This is a genomic window from Marinomonas atlantica, assembly GCF_001639725.1.
In the GTDB taxonomy this organism is placed as follows: domain Bacteria; phylum Pseudomonadota; class Gammaproteobacteria; order Pseudomonadales; family Marinomonadaceae; genus Marinomonas; species Marinomonas atlantica.
In genome coordinates, this window is record NZ_LTAW01000005.1 from 79,301 (window position 1) to 96,766 (window position 17,466).

The 17,466-nt window shown below is 45.1% G+C and carries 12 protein-coding genes and 2 pseudogenes; 8 read left to right on the forward strand and 6 right to left on the reverse strand.

From position 1 onward, the window contains the following. Nucleotides 1-47: 47 nt before the first annotated feature. Nucleotides 48-1,025: a GntR family transcriptional regulator gene (locus AYW75_RS10155; RefSeq protein WP_067099084.1), complete on the reverse strand. Its 978-nt coding sequence runs from the start codon at nt 1,023-1,025 to the stop codon at nt 48-50. Nucleotides 1,026-1,055: 30 nt separating this feature from the next. After that, a pseudogene (locus tag AYW75_RS19235) lies at nt 1,056-1,894 on the reverse strand (hypothetical protein). A 96-nt stretch (nt 1,895-1,990) separates the two neighbouring features. On the opposite strand from AYW75_RS19235, the pseudogene AYW75_RS10170 reads away from it, so the two are divergent. After that, a pseudogene (locus tag AYW75_RS10170) lies at nt 1,991-3,065 on the forward strand (IS3 family transposase). A 1,251-nt stretch (nt 3,066-4,316) separates the two neighbouring features. Here the strand turns inward: AYW75_RS10170 and AYW75_RS10175 are convergent. Further along, nucleotides 4,317-4,778 carry a hypothetical protein gene (locus AYW75_RS10175; RefSeq protein WP_067099087.1) on the reverse strand — a complete coding sequence of 154 codons (462 nt, stop codon included), beginning with the start codon at nt 4,776-4,778 and terminating at the stop codon, nt 4,317-4,319. A 184-nt stretch (nt 4,779-4,962) separates the two neighbouring features. On the opposite strand from AYW75_RS10175, the gene AYW75_RS10180 reads away from it, so the two are divergent. The 3 genes from AYW75_RS10180 (at nt 4,963) to gloA (ending at nt 9,700) form a co-directional block, all read left to right on the forward strand. After that, nucleotides 4,963-5,685 (forward strand): LEM-3-like GIY-YIG domain-containing protein, encoded by a 723-nt coding sequence (locus AYW75_RS10180; RefSeq protein WP_067099090.1) that lies wholly within the window; start codon nt 4,963-4,965, stop codon nt 5,683-5,685. A gap of 481 nt (nt 5,686-6,166) precedes the next feature. Further along, nucleotides 6,167-9,007, forward strand: a complete 2,841-nt coding sequence (locus AYW75_RS10185) for an aconitate hydratase (RefSeq protein ID WP_067099093.1) — start codon at nt 6,167-6,169, stop codon at nt 9,005-9,007. Nucleotides 9,008-9,175: 168 nt separating this feature from the next. Continuing rightward, nucleotides 9,176-9,700, forward strand: coding sequence for a lactoylglutathione lyase (gene gloA, locus AYW75_RS10190; protein WP_067099095.1), 525 nt, complete (start codon nt 9,176-9,178; stop codon nt 9,698-9,700). Between the two features lie 110 nt (nt 9,701-9,810). Here gloA and lhgO read toward each other — a convergent pair whose 3' ends face one another. Beyond that, a complete protein-coding gene (gene lhgO, locus AYW75_RS10195) occupies nt 9,811-11,040 on the reverse strand; it encodes an L-2-hydroxyglutarate oxidase (protein ID WP_067099098.1) in 1,230 nt (409 codons plus the stop codon). Nucleotides 11,041-11,132: 92 nt separating this feature from the next. Further along, nucleotides 11,133-12,101, reverse strand: a complete 969-nt coding sequence (gene glaH / locus AYW75_RS10200) for a glutarate dioxygenase GlaH (protein WP_067099101.1) — start codon at nt 12,099-12,101, stop codon at nt 11,133-11,135. Between the two features lie 219 nt (nt 12,102-12,320). On the opposite strand from glaH, the gene csiR reads away from it, so the two are divergent. From csiR to AYW75_RS10220, 4 genes are all read left to right on the forward strand, one after another. Then, nucleotides 12,321-13,019, forward strand: a complete 699-nt coding sequence (gene csiR / locus AYW75_RS10205) for a DNA-binding transcriptional regulator CsiR (protein WP_067099105.1) — start codon at nt 12,321-12,323, stop codon at nt 13,017-13,019. A 190-nt stretch (nt 13,020-13,209) separates the two neighbouring features. Further along, a complete protein-coding gene (locus tag AYW75_RS10210; protein ID WP_067099109.1) occupies nt 13,210-13,926 on the forward strand; it encodes a YccT family protein in 717 nt (238 codons plus the stop codon). A gap of 266 nt (nt 13,927-14,192) precedes the next feature. Then, on the forward strand, nt 14,193-14,741 hold the full coding sequence (locus tag AYW75_RS10215; protein WP_067099112.1) for an HPP family protein: 549 nt from the start codon (nt 14,193-14,195) through the stop codon (nt 14,739-14,741). A 66-nt stretch (nt 14,742-14,807) separates the two neighbouring features. After that, entirely contained in the window at nt 14,808-16,025 is a 1,218-nt protein-coding gene (locus AYW75_RS10220) for a hypothetical protein (protein WP_067099115.1), read from the forward strand. Nucleotides 16,026-16,089: 64 nt separating this feature from the next. Here AYW75_RS10220 and AYW75_RS10225 read toward each other — a convergent pair whose 3' ends face one another. Then, entirely contained in the window at nt 16,090-17,250 is a 1,161-nt protein-coding gene (locus AYW75_RS10225; RefSeq protein ID WP_067099118.1) for an alpha-hydroxy acid oxidase, read from the reverse strand. Nucleotides 17,251-17,466 lie beyond the last annotated feature (216 nt).

The following is a 17,466-nucleotide window of genomic DNA, read 5'->3' on the forward strand; positions in this document are numbered from 1 at the left end:
TATGCCCAGCTTTTTTCGTAAGGCGGATGCTGAACTCTGTACTCTCATTAATCTAATGATATCCATTTCAGATATTCAGTTGAATAAGGTTCGCTTTCTTCACGGTATTGCTTCAATCGGGCTAATACTTTGCTTTTCGAGTTGTTTAGATGAAGCTCCAGGGCCTGACCCGCTGTAACACCATCACCACGTTTCATATGCTCGAGTATGTCTAAATGTTCCTGCATGAAAGGATCATTTTCTGGCATTGCGAGATGATCACCAAGCAAGTGTTTGCTCACGAAGAGGATGGGGCGGGTACGTGCAAGCATCGCAAGAATTTCATTATTGGCACCGAATTCAAGCACTTCTTTATGTAAATCATTCTCGAGTGAATCAAGTTGTTCAGGTTTTACGTTTGGGTATAAGCGAGCAATCGTTTGAATTTTATCAATATAGTGGTTCAGTGTCTCTGTCGGTATGAGCTCAGTTGCTCTTTCTACCATATAAGGCTCCAATACAATTCGTGCTTCATACAGAGCACTTAGCCTTTGATCATTTAGCGGTACGACGTGCCAGCCACTATATCTTTCATGCTCAACTACACCGAGACTTTGTAAGCGAACAAGGATGTGTTGAGTTACCGCTCGGCTGACGTCGAAGCATTGAGCCAGTTTAAGTTCATTAACTTCCCATCGGCCCATCATGGAGCTTAATACCGCATCTCTTTCAACCTTAACAATAAGATCGCTCCACGGCATTTCCCTGTTAACTGTCACAGTCCCTACAGTCTTTATTTCATCAACACTGATCTGCCTTCTTATGACCTCGCTAGGTGCGCTGCCAACGAGATAGCCTCTGCCGTCAAAACGACAAATGAGCTCTTCATCAAAGAGTTTTTGAAGTGTTTCCCGAACAGGGGAACGGCTAGTCGAAAAGACTCGAGCAATGTTGCTTTCTAATAGAACGAGCCCTTGTTCAAGGGCTCCGGACTCAATTCCATTTTTTAAAGTGCTGTAAAGCTGATCTTTTAATGTTTCAGCCATATTATATTTAACCTTCTTTTACAACTGACATTAGGTTACTGCACCGATTGGCCAAGGCACAAATTCATTGTTACCGTATCCTAATGGTTCACTAGCGCTCTCTGTCCCAGAGGCTATAGCAAGAATTTTTTCAAATATTTCTTCGCCAACTTCCGCTATCGATTTATTGCCATCGGCAATTGTTCCGCAGTTTATATCCATATCTTCTGAGATACGATTAAACATTGATGTATTTGTTGCTAACTTGATACATGGAACGGGTTTAAAGCCAGATACTGAGCCCCTGCCTGTTGTGAAGCAAACCACATTTGATCCAGAAGCAATTTGTCCAGTAACAGATATCGGGTCGTAGCCTGGACTATCCATGAAGTTAAATCCTGTCACTGAACGCTTTTCTGCGTAGAGCAGTACATCGTTCAAACTAGAGGTGCCTCCTTTTGCGACCGCACCCAATGATTTTTCAAGTATGGTGGTTAATCCTCCTGCTTTGTACCGGGGCTTGGGTTATTGTTCAGTTCAGCGTTATTTATTTTTGTATAGTGTTTCCACCAATCAATGCGATCCAGTAACTTCTGTGCAACATCCTGACTGATTGATCGATCTAGTAGTAGATGTTCTGCACCATAGATTTCTGGTGTTTCCGCTAGGATTACGCTTCCCCCATGTTTGACTATAAGATCTGCCGCATAACCTAGAGCGGGATTGGCAGTGATACCAGAGTAACCATCCGAACCGCCACATTGAAGTGCAACACACAGGTGCTTTAGTGGAGCTTTAGTGCGAGCAACTGTTGGATGCGATCTCGCTAGTTCTAATAGTGTTTGATGCGCACGTTCAATACTTGCTCTCGTTCCGCCAGCATCTTGAATGTTGAAATATGATGTGTTGCTGAAGGGTAATCCCCCCGAAAATTAACAGCAGTCAAAAGTAGAATTTTCTCGTAATCTAAACGCAGGAGGTTCTGCATGAAAAAGTCACGTTATACCGATAGCCAGATCATGGCGATTTTGAAGCAAGCGGAAGCTGGCACACCGATTCCTGAACTATGTCGGGAGCACGGAATGAGTGCGGCTTCATTCTACAAATGGCGAGCAAAATACGGTGGTATGGATGCATCACTAATGGCTCGAATGAAAGAGCTTGAAGAAGAAAACCGTCGTCTTAAAAAGATGTATGCTGAGGAACGCTTAAAAGCTGAGATCATTCAGTAAGCCATGGCAAAGAAGTGGTAAAGCCATCTGAGCGAAGAATGATGGCTTTGGATGCTGTAGCAACTAGGGTGGTGAGCATTCGTTTGGCGTGCTCGGCTTTTTCGATTAGTGAAACCTGCTATCGTTATCAGAGCCAAAACAGCGATGAAAACACACAGATTGCAAAGCTACTGGTCAATCTGACCGTAGAGCAATCGGATTGGGGCTTTGGGCAGTGTTTCAACTACTTACGCAATACAAAGGGCCACTCTTGGAATCATAAGCGCATTTATCGCATCTACTGTGAGTCGGCTCTGAACCTACGCATTCGCCCAAGACGACGGCTTAAGCGAAATGCACCGGAACCACTAAAAGAACCGACAAAGACGAACCAAGTCTGGTCGATGGACTTTATGCATGACCAACTGGCAGATGGACGAAAGTACCGTCTGTTTAATGTGATCGACGACTATAAACGTGAGGGATTGACCATGGAAGCAGGCTTCTCCTTGCCGTCACAAAGAGTGATTCGGGTTCTGGATCAACTACTGGAGTGGCGAAAGAAGCCTATAGCACTTCGCTGTGATAACGGTCCGGAGTTCATTAGCCATGAGTTCGTTAAATGGGCAAAAAAGAAAGGCATCAGAATAGACTATATTCAGCCAGGTAACCCTCAACAAAATGCGTATATGGAGCGTTACAATCGAACGGCGAGATATGGATGGGTCAGCAAACATCTATTTGATACGCTTGAAGAAGTCCAAGACTATGCAACAGAATGGCTGTGGTTTTACAATTATGAAAGGCGCATACTGCCAACGGAGGTAAGCCACCTCTAATGGCTGCTTAACCTCTACTTTTGAACTGAGTTAAAAAAGGGAGGATTACCATAAGAATTGGGTTATCCATAACTTTTATCCTGATTCGAACTCGTACACATGGTCTTTAGAGCTTTCAAAATCAGGTGTAAAGTATGTTTCTTGTTAATCGTTAATCGTTAATCGTTAATCGTTAATCGACTCTCGGCTTTATCGAAGTTGGTGTAAATTTAGTCTAGCTTTCTTTTCTCCCTAGGTTGATTTTGAGCAGAATGGAATTCAGTAAGATGGAAGTGTAAAAATCCGTTTTCCTCGATGATTTAGAAGAAAATATTACTTATTTTTTTAAAAGAACTAACCGACATCCGTACGATAGCTGTGCAATTAAACTGTCCACTATTATCATTGCTTTCACTTAGTACGCTGAGCAACTATGAATAGCTTCATGAACCATAATAGTGCATGAATTTGTGAAAAGTTAACGGTTTAATTTTATTTGTATGATTTTTGATCGATGAAGGGCTTGCGATGAAAAGTTAACGGCTCAATTTAAATTTGATCAAAAAACGATCGCGAAAGGGTGCGATCTGTGGGGCAAGAAAGTTAACGGTCTAATTTGTTGCTCCCAGGATTGGATTCAATAAATTAAACCGTTAACTATTTAATTGCACCGTTAACTTTCTCCGGTTTCCATTAAATTAGACTGTTAATTTTTCAGCCCGAATTCTCCTCAAATCGCCTCAGTGCTTGATGCACTGGGGCTTTCAGTGTTTTCTTCTCAAAATCCCGCCAAAAATGGAGTTGAAGCGTTAACTTTTGAAATTCGCACTAATACGGTGCGCCTGTCGAATGAAATAACGAATCTAGTTTAAGTAGGATTTATCCGTATTCAGGCTGTAGCTACGTATAAGCAACTTGCTTCGAAGGTAATTCATAAAAGGGCTGGAAGACATTACACACTCCTTGTGGATATTTTTATAAAACTGTATAGATATACAGTTTATTTTTGCCTTCGCAAGTTGTTTGCCTGTTTTCATAATCTGAGTGTGGTTCAGTTTCTCGATTTGTCATAGAAGCGTCAACGAAAAAGTATTAAGATCAATAACTAACCAATGACACATCCAGAATAACGTGCTGTGGACAAGTGATATAACGCGCATTCTCGATTTCATGTTTTGAATTGCTATGGGGTAAGCTAGGAAAATGATTTTAAAACAGAGCATGAGAAGGTATTTCCTGAGCTTTCCAGTATTGCTTAGATAAGCATGCGCACTATTAAAATGTTATGTGTACTCATTGATACTCGGCGTATTACGAGCCACTTGGATTTTTTCTAAAAAAGAATAAGAATCTTCAAGTAAGTTTGTTGGCATATTCATACCTTTATTGAAATCAATCCTAGCTTCAAGTAAATCAAACATATTGAATCTGGCATTCATTTTAGCATCACCTTCAGGCGTTCCTCTCATGTCACTCACACTTCCATCGCTATTAACTTTTAAAAGTGATGAAGGTAAAAATGCTGAGCTTAAATCACCTTCTCCAGCTTTGATTAAAGCATTGGCAAGATCCATGGATTCTTTGTAACTCATATTCTTAGGGTCAAATGATTCAGAAAGTTCACGAATAATCTGTTTTTCCGGCTGCATATTGCCGGTAACGGGTGTATTGGGTGGCAAATTATTGCCGATTTTCTGCGCTGACGTTATAGGTGGTAATGCGCTTGTTGAGCTTCCAATTTGCATAGTTAACTCCTAATATTGATGGCTAAAAATTAGTTAGCAAGCCATATGCCAATAAACTGGTGCGTACAAACACATAACAAGTTGCAGCAGTTCGCGCCTTCGACGCCGGACGCTCGTACCTCGTACCTCGCGCCGCTGTGCAAAGCGTTAGAGCCGTAGCTGACCAAGGCCATAAGGAGTCGTTTTGGATAAGTTTCCGCCCGAAGTAGTTGATAGGCTAAAGAACTATGTATACCGGCTTATCGATCCGCGCAATGGCGAGACCTTCTATGTTGGTCGAGGTATTGGAAATCGTCTGTACTCCCATATTCGTGACGAACTGGGGAATGAATCTGACGTGGTTGGCGACAAACTAAGAAGGATTAGAGAAATACGCCTCGCTGGTTTTGATGTTGCACATGTTGTGCATCGGCACGGGATGGAACCCTCCGTAGCAAAGGAGGTAGAAGCAGCGCTTATCGATGCGTATTCCGGGCTTACGAATGTAATGGGCGGAGAAGAAAGCGGAGAGCGAGGCGCGATGCACGCTGATGAGATCGTTCGAGAGTATCTTGCTCAACCGGCAGTATTCGAGCATCGAGCATTGTTGATCAGTGTAAACAGAAGTGCATCGGAACGACCTTTATACGAAGCGACACGATTTGCTTGGAAGCTCAGTCAAAAACGAGCAAAAGAAACAGAAGTAGTTTTAGCGTCTGAAAAGGGCATTATTCGAGGTGCGTACATCCCTGAGAAGTGGTTGGAGGCGACAGCTGATAATTTCCCAGGACGTCCTGACCGGCCCGGAAGATTAGGTTTTGTCGGTCGCAAAGCACCAACTGAAATTCAAGAAATGTATGTTGGGCGGCGGGTACCTGATGATTACCGCTTCGGTACAGCCAATCCGATCCGCTATACATGGAAGTGACACAAAGCTCTAACAATCGCATCCAGCCGACACCAAAAGGCGGCGCGGCTGATGCGTGGCGTTAAAGCTATGCGTATGGTTGCGAAGTAAGGAGCTGCATTTAGAAGTTTATCACTCTGTTAAGAGTTAATTCGATTAGCTTTTTTGTGGTTATTCCTTTGCTACTTTCTAAGCAATAGTGCCAGTTTGCCTTCTTGAATCGTTAGGTTTGGCGTTTGTTTGCCGATTAATACTAGCCATACTTTAATCCTGGTTAGGTTCATCTCTTTGCCAACTGCGGCATGGGGGGCTTACTGTTCTTCTCTGATTTCTTAGACCCTTCTTTGCAAAATGCGCGTGATTTACCCATTTCGTCACACACTGTGCACTAATCTTTATGTTGTCATGTCTTAAAGGGTGGCTTTGGCAAAACATCATAGCCATCTACATAGGCTTACTTTGGTCTATGTTTAAGTCCAGTCACAACGATAAGGAAGCTACCATGAGTGATACGTTTAATGTGAAAGATACGATCTCGGTCGATGGTAAAAAGCATGCCTACTACAGTTTGCCCAAATTGACCGACACCTATGAGAACATCAGCCGATTGCCATACTGCATGAAAGTTGTCTTAGAAAACCTGTTGCGTAATGAAGACGGTGGTCAGTCGGTGGGCAAAGACCACATTGAGGCGGTGGCCAATTGGGACGCCAAAGCCGAAGCGTCTAAAGAGATCGCGTTCATGCCAGCGCGCGTGGTGCTACAAGATTTTACTGGTGTGCCGTCGGTGGTGGATCTGGCCGCGATGCGGGATGCGGTGGTGAAGCTTGGCGGTAAAGCGGAGCAAATCAATCCGTTTATTCCCAGTGAGCTGGTGGTCGATCACTCTGTACAAGTGGACGCCTATGGTCGCGAAGACTCGTTGGATTTAAACGAAAAAATCGAATTCAAGCGCAACCAAGAACGTTATGAGTTTTTAAACTGGGGCAGTAATGCTTTTAAAAACTTTGTTGTTGTGCCGCCTGCGACGGGTATTGTGCATCAGGTCAACCTAGAGTACCTCGCCCGCGTGGTAATGGCCTCTGAGGTCGACGGCGAGCTAACGGCTTACCCTGATACGGTGTTTGGTACGGACAGTCATACGACCATGATTAATGGTATTGGTGTGCTTGGTTGGGGGGTGGGCGGCATCGAAGCGGAAGCGGCCATGCTGGGTCAACCTTCCTCAATGCTGATTCCCCAAGTGGTTGGGTTTGAGTTGACTGGTAAATTGACCGAAGGTGTGACTGCCACCGATTTGGTGCTGCGTGTGGTTGAGATGCTGCGTGCTCACGGTGTGGTTGGAAAATTCGTTGAGTTCTTCGGTGAAGGCTTACACAACATGCCGCTGGCCGACCGAGCCACCATTGCCAATATGGCGCCGGAATATGGGGCGACGTGTGGCATCTTCCCAATAGACCAGATGGCGATTGATTACTTGCGTCTGTCCGGTCGTGATGAAGCACACATCGAGCTGGTTGAGCAATATGCCAAAAAGCAAGGGCTTTGGCATGATGCCGATACGCCAGCGGCAACTTACTCAAGCAAGTTAGTACTTGATTTATCATCTGTACAACCTGCCATGGCGGGGCCAAATTTACCGCAGCAGCGTATCAATTTATCAGATATGCATGAGAAGTTTGGGGAAACCATCGCGCAGATGTCAAAAGGTCGTACCCCTGAAAGTGACGCCAAAGCGAGGTTTGATCACGAGGGTGGAGAGAAAGAGCAGGCCGACAACTTAGCCGCTGAACCCAAAATCGATGTGGATACCCAAACCGAAGACAGTAAGGCCTATCATCCGGCAAACGATGTCTTCTCAAGCGTCAGCATTGATGACAAAAAACATAAATTGCGTGATGGCTCAGTCGTTATCGCAGCGATCACCTCGTGTACCAATACCTCCAATCCAGCCGTGATGATTGGGGCAGGGCTAGTCGCCAAAAAAGCCGCGGCAAAAGGTTTAAAAGCCAAGCCTTGGGTGAAAACCTCCCTAGCGCCGGGCTCTAAAGTGGTCACCGATTACCTAGAGAAAACCCATTTAATGGATGAGCTGGAAAAAACCGGCTTTTACTTGGTAGGTTACGGCTGTACAACCTGTATTGGTAACTCAGGGCCACTGCCTGAAGCGATTGAAAAAGGCATTGAAGAAAACGATCTGGTAGCAGCAGCGGTGTTATCCGGTAACCGTAACTTTGAAGGTCGTATTCACTCACACGTCAAAGCCAGTTACTTGGCGTCACCACCGCTGGTGGTCGCGTATGCGCTAGCGGGCACCGTGGACATTGATTTGACGACTCATCCAATTGGTCAAGACCAAAATGGCGAAGATGTGTTTCTTAAAGACATCTGGCCGACCTCGGATGAGATCAATGAGCTGATCGCAAACAACATTGATGCCGACATGTTCCGTAAAAACTACGGTGAAGTATTTAAAGGCAGCCAAGCCTGGAATGCCATCAGTTCAGAAGACAGTCAGCTGTATCCTTGGAGTGAGGAGTCAACGTACATCAAAAACCCTCCTTTCTTCGATGGTATGACACTCGAGCCAGAAGGGATTCCTGATATCGATGGCGCGCGTATTTTAGGTCTGTTTGGGGACTCGATTACCACCGATCACATTTCGCCCGCCGGTAGCATCGCGCCTGACTCGCCTGCCGGCCAATACTTACAATCGCGTTGTGTGCTGAAGGAAGACTTCAATAGCTATGGCTCACGCCGTGGTAACGATGCGGTCATGACTCGAGGCACCTTTGCCAACATCCGTATCAAAAATACCATGTTGGGGGGCAAAGAGGGCGGCTATACCTATTACTTCAATGGGGACAGTGCCACGCTGCAAGATGGCGAAGAGATGCCTATTTACGATGCCGCGATGAAGTACAAAGCGGACCAGCGTCCTCTTGTGATTCTCGGTGGCGCGGCGTATGGCTCAGGTTCCAGCCGTGATTGGGCGGCGAAAGGTACCAGTTTGCTCGGCGTCAAAGCAGTTTTGACTAGCTCATTTGAGCGTATTCACCGCTCGAATCTAGTGGGAATGGGCGTATTACCTTTGACCTTTAAAGGCGACGAAAACGCGGCGACCTATAAGCTAGACGGCTCGGAAGTGCTAAGTATTACAGGGCTTGATAACGGTGAGAGTAAGAACGCGACGGTCACGGCCACTCGTGCCGATGGCTCGACTGAAGTGTTTGAGGTCAATGTGATGTTACAAACACCAAAAGAGTGCGAGTACGTGCGTCATGGTGGCGTTTTGCATTATGCGCTACGCCAATTGGCGCGCGAAAATATCGACGCAGCATAATGGCTTAATGTGTTTTTGATAGGACAAAAGTTCAACCCTGTAGCATTAGGGGTTGGGCTTTTTTGTTACTGAGAAAAAGTGTATGAAAGTGGGTAGCCGTCACCTGAGCATTGATTTTTGAGTGGATGATCCCCACCTCTTTTGTAAACACCATAAGAGGGTAAAAATATGAGTCGTCATTTTGAGCAAGCCGAAGGCTTGTGTGAAGAGAAAGATCCTGCCACGAATGGATTTGTTTTTAATCAAACCATGTTGCGTATCGCTGACCCTGCTCGTTCGTTAGATTTTTATACGCGTGTGATGGGGATGACGCTGCTGAAGAAGCTCGATTTCCCAGAAATGGAATTCAGTTTGTATTTTCTGACGTACGGTGAAGATTTCTCGGATGTCAGTTCCGATGACGAGAAGCGCACGGCGCAAACCTTCGGTCGTCCAGCGGTGTTAGAGCTAACCCATAATTGGGGGGATACGGCCGACACAGTCGAATATCACAGCGGTAACAGTGACCCACGAGGGTTTGGTCACATTGGCTTTCATGTGCCTGAATTGGAAAAGGCTTGTCAGCGTTTTGAAGATTTGGGTGTGACTTTCCAGAAAAAATTGGCGGACGGCAAGATGAACTACATTGCGTTCATCAAAGACCCCGATGGTTATTGGATTGAGATTTTCGACGCGAATCGTGTAAAAGGCTAAGCTGAGCTTTTTATCAGGCATAAGTGCGGTGTGCAAAACGCCTTCTGCCTACCTGCACTAAGTTTCAAATCCACATTGTGCGGCTGAGTATATTTTTCTCAGCCGCGTTCTTACTTAACAGCCTGCACAAACATACTAAATCTGTTTAAGCCAAACTGAGTTTGTGCTTCTTTAATGATGTGTCTGCCTATTGGTAGTGCTGACGTAGCCGCAGGAGATGGGGCGTTACACACATTGATGGTACGAGCCGTTCTTACGAATAAAAAGTCATCCACCAACTTACCGTCTTTAGAGACCGCTTGCGCTCTGACGCCTGCTGGGTAAGGGGTCAGGTCTGATTTTTCTACGGAAGGGCAATATTTTTGCACTTCTTTTAAATAGCCGCCTTTAAAGAGCGAATTTTTCAATTCCAATAGCCCAGGCTTGAGGTTGTCCATCAATACCTTGCGGATACCAGGGTAGCGAAGGCTTTCTAAGCTGTCCGAAAACGAAATATCGGTTTTACGGTAGCCTTCACGCTTCCACGCTAGAACAGCGTTTGGCCCTACTGTTACCGTACCATCAATCATGCGCGTTAGATGAACACCAAGAAAAGGCATGGCTGGGTTGGGGATAGGATATATCAAATGATTGACGATCTGATTGTGTTTTTCGGGTAACAAAAAGTATTCACCGCGGAAAGGACAGATTTGAAACTCCGGCTCAAGCCCTAGCATTCTCACAACTCGATCCGCCATTAAGCCAGAACAAGATATCAAATATTGGGCGTTATAAGCCCCGGTTGTTGTGTGTGCAGAGACTTCCTGAGGTGTTTCATTCAATCCAGTGACATTTGTGTTGTAACGAATCTCGCCACCGCGTTCAATCACATTACGGGCCATGGCTTGGGTGACTTGCTTGTAATTGACGATGCCACTGGATGGGACAAAAATTGCGCCGATGCCGGTGATGTTCGGTTCACGCTCACGCAGTTCGTCCGCGTTGAGCCAGTAACGTTCCAAACCATTGGCCTCGGTGCGCTCCCATAAGGCTTTCATGCGTTGCATTTCGAGCGCATTGGTTGCCACTAACAGCTTGCCGCATTCATCATAGGGTATGTTGTTCTCTTGGCAGAATGCTTTGGTGTCACGGTTACCTTCTAAACAAAACTGGGCTTTGAGGCTACCAGGCGTGTAGTAAACCCCTGCATGAATAACACCAGAGTTATGGCCCGTCTGATGTTCTGCGGGACCGGATTCTTTTTCAAGTACTAATAGCTTTTTATCTGGGTAGCGCTCAAGCAACTGCATTGCCGTTGACATGCCGATTATGCCGCCGCCAATAATCATAAAATCGTACATCTGTATTGTCTCTTGAAGAGTCCATAAATCGACATCACCGGCCGTGTCTCCGGTGATGTTCGGTAGACGTCTATTCTAGTGTATTTTGACCATTACTGGGTCGGGTTGCGTAAGGTTTTTGCGTGGGTGAAGTAACCACGCTGACGCATGAGCTCACGACGCAACCCTTGGTGTGCGATAAATTTGTCACGCCCATGTAGCCAGAAATGATTGTTGATGATGAGGAAAGAGCCGGTTGGGACAGGCACGGACAAAGTAGCCCTACTGGTTTCAAGAGATTCAGATAAGTCTGTTAACCAGTTCCCCTCGACATCATCTTTCGGCTGAACAAATTGATCGATGTACGACATGATGGGCTGCCCGCAACGATCAATATCAAACACAGCGTGAAAGATATCCTTGCTAGTGTTTTTGCTAGGTGGTGCGCTCCAGCGTATGCTTTGATGTGCCAAGGGGTCTGTACTGAAACGCTCAAGATCTTCCCAATCATCCAAGTGCAGCAACAACGAATTACCGCCTTCCATGTTTTGCTCGTCCACTTTCAGCATCATCACATAGTCAGTGTCTTGCTCTACGTATGTGCCATCGTTATGCAGCTCCATTACACGATGTGCTTGACGTAGATAACTGTCTGAGTTGTCTTCGTTTTTGACGACAAAACGCGCGTAATACTGGCCGCTCATGGCGTCAAAGTTAGAGCGTCCTAAAAGATGAGCGATGGCCGTTGTAAATTTGACCATATCTTCGGCTTGAGTGACTTCGTTCAAACCTTCAGGCGTGATCAACAAAGCGCCGCTGTTTCGATCAACAAGTGTTTCTACTAAGACAGACTGAAGTTGATCATCACAAAGCCTATTTAAAATGCTAGCAACACGAAATCGTAGCATCGATTTATATTCCAAGGCTTGTACCGGAAATTTTTCGACCTCTTTAAGAAAGGCAGTAATCAGTGATTGCTCGAAGTGAAGTTGAAGCAAGCGTGGGCTTTGCTCAGACGGCCTTAGAGAAAAGCTTGAATGGCTATGGCAGTTAGGCGAATTTGATACAGCGGCTATGGACATGGGGGCCTCGTTCATCTTTGTAATTTTTTGGGCATGACATTGTTGTTTTGAAAGTGGGTAAGCAATAAATAATATTTACGTTTTTTAAAAATATCTACATTTTTGGTTTTCGTCAACAAAATATCTACATTTACAGTTTTTGACGATAAAATTGCTTTGTGTGGCATTATGGGAATGGCTATAATCCGTTCACTCATACACCTTTGATATGGATGCTTCATGGCTACCAATGACGAAAAAAACAATCTGGTGAACCTTGCCTATGTTGCGCTAAAACGAGACATTACTGAGGGTGTATATCGACCCGGTGATAAGTTGCTCATGCGGGGGTTAAAAGAGCGCTACGAGATTGGCTCTGGCCCTATGCGCGAAGCGCTTTCACGACTTGTTTCTGAACACCTCGTCACCGCTATTAGCCAGCGCGGCTTTCGTGTTGCATCGATGTCGATCGAGGAACTGACCGATCTCTACTTTGCCCGTGCCCATTTGGAAGCCATGATTACCGAGCTTGCAGTGAAGTTAGGGGATGAAAGCTGGGAAGCAGGTGTGATTGCAAGTACGCATACGTTATCGAAAGTGGCTCAGTTAACCAGTGCTGAAGACATGTTAGGGCTGTGGGATGCCCGTCATAAAGCATTTCATCTCGCGATCGCCCAAGGCTGTGGTTCTGCTAAATTATTAGAGCTTCGACTGACGATGCTTGATCAGGTTGAGCGATATCGACAACTTTGGTTGCGCCATACGGTGTTTTCTGCTGATGCTTTAGAGGCGAAACGCGAAGAGCATCGACAGCTTGTTGAGGTATTACTGTCTCGAGATCACGTTAAAGCACGAGACATGATGTTCGAGCATATGACTGGCCCCGTGTCGATCATTTCAGAAATAATAGAAGCGCGAGACCTAGCCTGTCAGGCATAAATTAACTGTTTATTTAGTCATGCCTCTAAGCGCCCTAATTCATAACGTTTCATGTCGGGTCTTATCAGAAAAAGGCAAAAATTAGTATATTCGCATTGCGACGAGTCTTAGGAAGGTAATCTCGAAAAGCTTTATGGTAGGTTACGGAGTCTAAAATAATAGTTGAGTGTAATTGCTAAGGAGTCGCAAAATGCGTTTGAAGTCAGGTGTGATGGTCTTGGGTATGTTGCTAGGGGCGGGGAGTGTGCCTGCGTTGGCGGCGACATTTGAAGTACCTCAGAATTTTGAAATCATGTATGTGGACTTAGAAAGTACCAGCTTCGGAAATGATTTTGAAACGGATATAGAACCGGGCGAACGTCAGTTTGTAGTGCGATTTAACCAGCGTATCGGCGGTGGCAGTAATGCGGAATTTTTTGAGTCTCAGCCATACATTATTGATGTCAAAGTGAAACAAGATTCCGATATTGTTCTTCAAGCACCATATTTCTTCAATAAGAGCGATGCTGAGCGTTTCGCGAAAGCGCCTGAGTTTTCGTTAGTTGATGAAGGTCGAATGGATAAATTGGATTATCAAATCCGTATGCTACCAAAAAAATCAGGCTTTCAACCATCGCGTGATTACAAAAGTGAGATTCGTGAGTTTACAGCAACTTATAAGCAGCCAGTCGCAGATAAGCCTACAGCGGAGGCAAAACAAGTCGCGGTTACTGAAGAGCTTGAGATGCTTAAGTTCTGGTACAACAAAGCTGATGCCGCAACCCGCAAAGACATTCGTATTTGGATGATTGATCCCTCGCATAAAGCAGAACAGAGCAACAATGCCTACGATATGATGGTGTTTTGGTTCAAGAAAGCCTCTACAGAAGATCAAAAAGCCTTCCAAGTTTGGCTGTTAAGCGAATAATTGATGCTTTAGCCATGGGGTTAGATTTCAATGACGAATATCTGACTCCTTTGAATATTATCTAATACATCTATGATCATTTTAAATCTGATGTAGGGCTCTGAGTAGACAATCGAGCGTTCAATAGATTTGGCATTCGGTGATGACATGTGGGAAGAAGCGCTTTCAATACAAACCTTGTTTTCTTAAATGCTAAGCTTTGCCCAAGGTAACGGGGTTGCGTATGATGTTCGATTTAACAAAAGACGCTGTTATTGAGTGCTGATATGAAGTTTTATTTATCCCGAATGCGAGCTAAAGATATATGCCCGCCACGTAAGCCTTTTAGTAAAATTGTGTGGTCTTGGATAGGTTCCTTTTTAGGTATCTTCTTGATCGCAAGCTTGGGCGAACTGTGGAGTTTTAATCAAGATAGTATGCTGTTTTTGATTGGCTCGTTCGGCGCGTCCGCTGTGTTGATTTTTGGTGCTCCGCTTGCTGAGTTCTCTCAGCCTCGTAATTTGGTTGGCGGGCATTTTTTTTCAGCTTTGGTCGGGGTGACCGTCCATATAGCGATTCCAAGTGACGTTATTTTAGCCAGCTCGTTAGCCGTATCTTTATCCATCGCCACCATGCATTTTACACGTACTCTACATCCACCCGGTGGAGCTACGGCGCTTATTGCTGTGATTAGTGGGGCGCAGGTACAAAGCCTTGGTTACTGGTATGCACTCACTCCTGTATTGGTGGGGGCTCTAATCATGCTTATGGTCGCACTGTTTGTGAACAATATGTCTGGCAATCCAAAGCGGCATTACCCGGTTTATTGGTGGTAAAGAAGCGATTGGCATTTTCTGAGTCGATGGTACGCTCTCGTCTCATAACACATTAAGGTGAATCTGATGCGTACGGCTTGGAAACAGAACAAAGACCTTTTGTTGGTGTTACTTTTTGTTTTCTTTGGTTGGGTCGGTTTTATTGACCAATACGCCGAGGTATATATTAATGCTTCACTTGTATCCGCCGGCGCGTCGTTTGGTGTAGCGAAACTGTTCAATGCGACGGTGTCTGTTTTATCCACGATTACACTAAACGTGCCAGTGGTTGGCTCGATCCAAATTGGTCAGTTGTTAGACCCTCTAAACGATCTTGTCGAGGATTTTTCCTCGGTCATGAAATACGCGATCTCATCGCTTCTGATTCAAAAGTTTTTAGTCGAAATACTCCAGACAATCCATTTCAAAGTGTTCTTGCTGTTTTCTGGGGTGGTCTTTGTACTTACTAAATATACCTTTAAAGAGTATCGAACCGTCGCATATAAAGTGTTCCTGTTCGCAGTCATGTGTAAATTTTCGATTGCGGCGGTGGCACTCGGCAGTAGCTGGGTGGACAGCGCATTTATTGATGATGTCGTTCAAAAAGAAAACGCCATTTTAGAGGCGTTTCCCGTATCGCCAAGTCAGCTTGATGATACCTTAGACTTATCCAGTGAAATAAATAAACAGATTGCCTCTAAACTTGAAACGGCTCAACTTGAGCAGAAACTCATGCAAGTACAATTAGATACGTTGGCTACAGAGGAAGCGGAAAAGCAACAGCAGATTGACGAGATTGACCTGACGTTAGTTGAGCTATCAGGTGGCAAAACAGGGTTTTCTGCATTATTTGAAAAAGCCAGTGATGAACAGCAGTCATTAAACGCTCAACGAACGGTCTTGGCGCATCAGTTAAAGCGTATTCAATACGATATTGAAGCAACTGAAGATGAAATCGCTGAATCCAAAGAGACTGCTTCTGATCTAAAAGAGCGTTTAGAAGGAGAAAAAAGTACCTTTCAAAGCATCCGCGATGGCTTTAACCAAGTCACCATGGCCGCGAAAAACAAAATCACTGGATTTGTGAGTACGTTAAACCAATCGATGGATCATTTTTTAAATTTGATCGCTTTGTTTGTATTGAAAACCGTGATCATCCCACTAGTGTTTTTAGTGGCGACTTACAAAGTATTTGTCAGACTCTGGGGGATGACACCAGTGGCCAGGGCCAAGCATTTGCAAGATGCTGTTGTGCGCACTACATCTGAAAATCTGGATGGCCCCCAAAATACCTTTGATAAATAATTTTAATCAATTTCAGAAAAACCTTTATGTTGGCATTCAAACGCAAAGGCTTCGTTGCTGTTGGTTATACGCTCCTAAACGTCTCGTGTTGAAACACGATGTCTTCGCGGGTGATGTTGTTAATGTCCCGATGGCCAATGAAGGCCATGGTTAATTCTGCTTCTTGGTGGAAAATGTCGAGCATTTTGGCGACACCTGCTTTGCCCATTGCACCTAGGCCATAAACCATGGGGCGGCCTACCATGACACCTTTCGCGCCTAATGCTTTGGCGCGAATAATGTCTTGGCCGCTGCGAATACCGCTGTCGAGCCATACATCAATCTGATCACCAACGGCGGCAACGATTTCTGGTAGGGTACTGATTGATGAGCGAGCGCCGTCGAGTTGACGGCCACCGTGATTGGAAACGACGATGGCATCTGCGCCAAGTTTGACGCATTCTTTAGCGTCTTCCACTTCCATGATGCCTTTGATGATTAATGGACCTTCCCACACATCACGAAAATAGCGAATATCTTCCCAGCTAAGCTTTGGATCAAACGAGCTGGCAGTCCACTTCATTAAATCGTGCATATCATCGACGCCCGTGGCACAGCCTTGAATATTGCCGAATTCTCGGTTGTCAGTTTTTAACATGCCCAATGCCCAGCGAGGGCGACGAGCAATGTCAACAATATTAGGCAAGGTCAGTTTGGGCGGCGCGGTCATACCATTACGATGATCAGCGTGGCGGCGACCAATCATTTGCAGGTCAAGCGTCACGACGAGGGCAGAACAGCCAACGGCTTTCGCTCGATCAATCAGCTTTTTAGTGAATGCGCGATCTTTCTGTACGTATAGCTGAAACCAAAATGGTTGAGTGGTTTTTGCGGCGACGGCTTCAATTGAGCAGATACTCATCGTTGATAACGTAAACGGCACACCAAACTCTTCAGCGGCTTGTGCAGCAAGAATCTCTCCATCTGGGTGCTGCATTCCCAGCAAACCGACAGGTGCTAATGCTAATGGCATTTTGACATCATGACCCACCATGGTGGTTTTGAGTGAGCGAGGTTCTAAGTCTCGTGCCACACGTTGACGAAATAGAATACGATGAAAGTCAGACGAATTTAGTTCCAACGTTTGTTGTGTCCATGACCCCGACTCACAGTAGCCTTGAAACATTTTTGGAACGCGTTTGTGATAAAGACGCTGTAAGTCACTGAGTTCGCAGATGATGCTCATTTTATTACTCCTAAAAATGAATGCATGTGCAGGTAAGACGAGTGCCGCTTAGATGATCAAATGGAAGGGCGTTTAAATGTTCATAATAACAGTACTGCTAGGGAGATTTGTATTAGACGAAACGCTGATAGTAATACTTATTTAGTCAAACGCAGCTTTGCTCACATTTTTGCAACCTCAATCTGATAAAAAAGAGCTTTCCAATCATATTTGAAA

What these genes read in the sequence shown, in the direction of transcription:
- AYW75_RS10155 (WP_067099084.1), bottom strand. Translation starts at nt 1,025, where the DNA reads ATGGCTGAAACATTAAAAGATCAGCTTTACAGCACTTTAAAAAATGGA.
- AYW75_RS10175 (WP_067099087.1), bottom strand. Translation starts at nt 4,778, where the DNA reads ATGCAAATTGGAAGCTCAACAAGCGCATTACCACCTATAACGTCAGCG.
- AYW75_RS10185 (WP_067099093.1), top strand. Translation starts at nt 6,167, where the DNA reads ATGAGTGATACGTTTAATGTGAAAGATACGATCTCGGTCGATGGTAAA.
- gloA (WP_067099095.1), top strand. Translation starts at nt 9,176, where the DNA reads ATGAGTCGTCATTTTGAGCAAGCCGAAGGCTTGTGTGAAGAGAAAGAT.
- lhgO (WP_067099098.1), bottom strand. Translation starts at nt 11,040, where the DNA reads ATGTACGATTTTATGATTATTGGCGGCGGCATAATCGGCATGTCAACG.
- glaH (WP_067099101.1), bottom strand. Translation starts at nt 12,101, where the DNA reads ATGTCCATAGCCGCTGTATCAAATTCGCCTAACTGCCATAGCCATTCA.
- csiR (WP_067099105.1), top strand. Translation starts at nt 12,321, where the DNA reads ATGGCTACCAATGACGAAAAAAACAATCTGGTGAACCTTGCCTATGTT.
- AYW75_RS10210 (WP_067099109.1), top strand. Translation starts at nt 13,210, where the DNA reads ATGCGTTTGAAGTCAGGTGTGATGGTCTTGGGTATGTTGCTAGGGGCG.
- AYW75_RS10215 (WP_067099112.1), top strand. Translation starts at nt 14,193, where the DNA reads ATGAAGTTTTATTTATCCCGAATGCGAGCTAAAGATATATGCCCGCCA.
- AYW75_RS10220 (WP_067099115.1), top strand. Translation starts at nt 14,808, where the DNA reads ATGCGTACGGCTTGGAAACAGAACAAAGACCTTTTGTTGGTGTTACTT.
- AYW75_RS10225 (WP_067099118.1), bottom strand. Translation starts at nt 17,250, where the DNA reads ATGAGCATCATCTGCGAACTCAGTGACTTACAGCGTCTTTATCACAAA.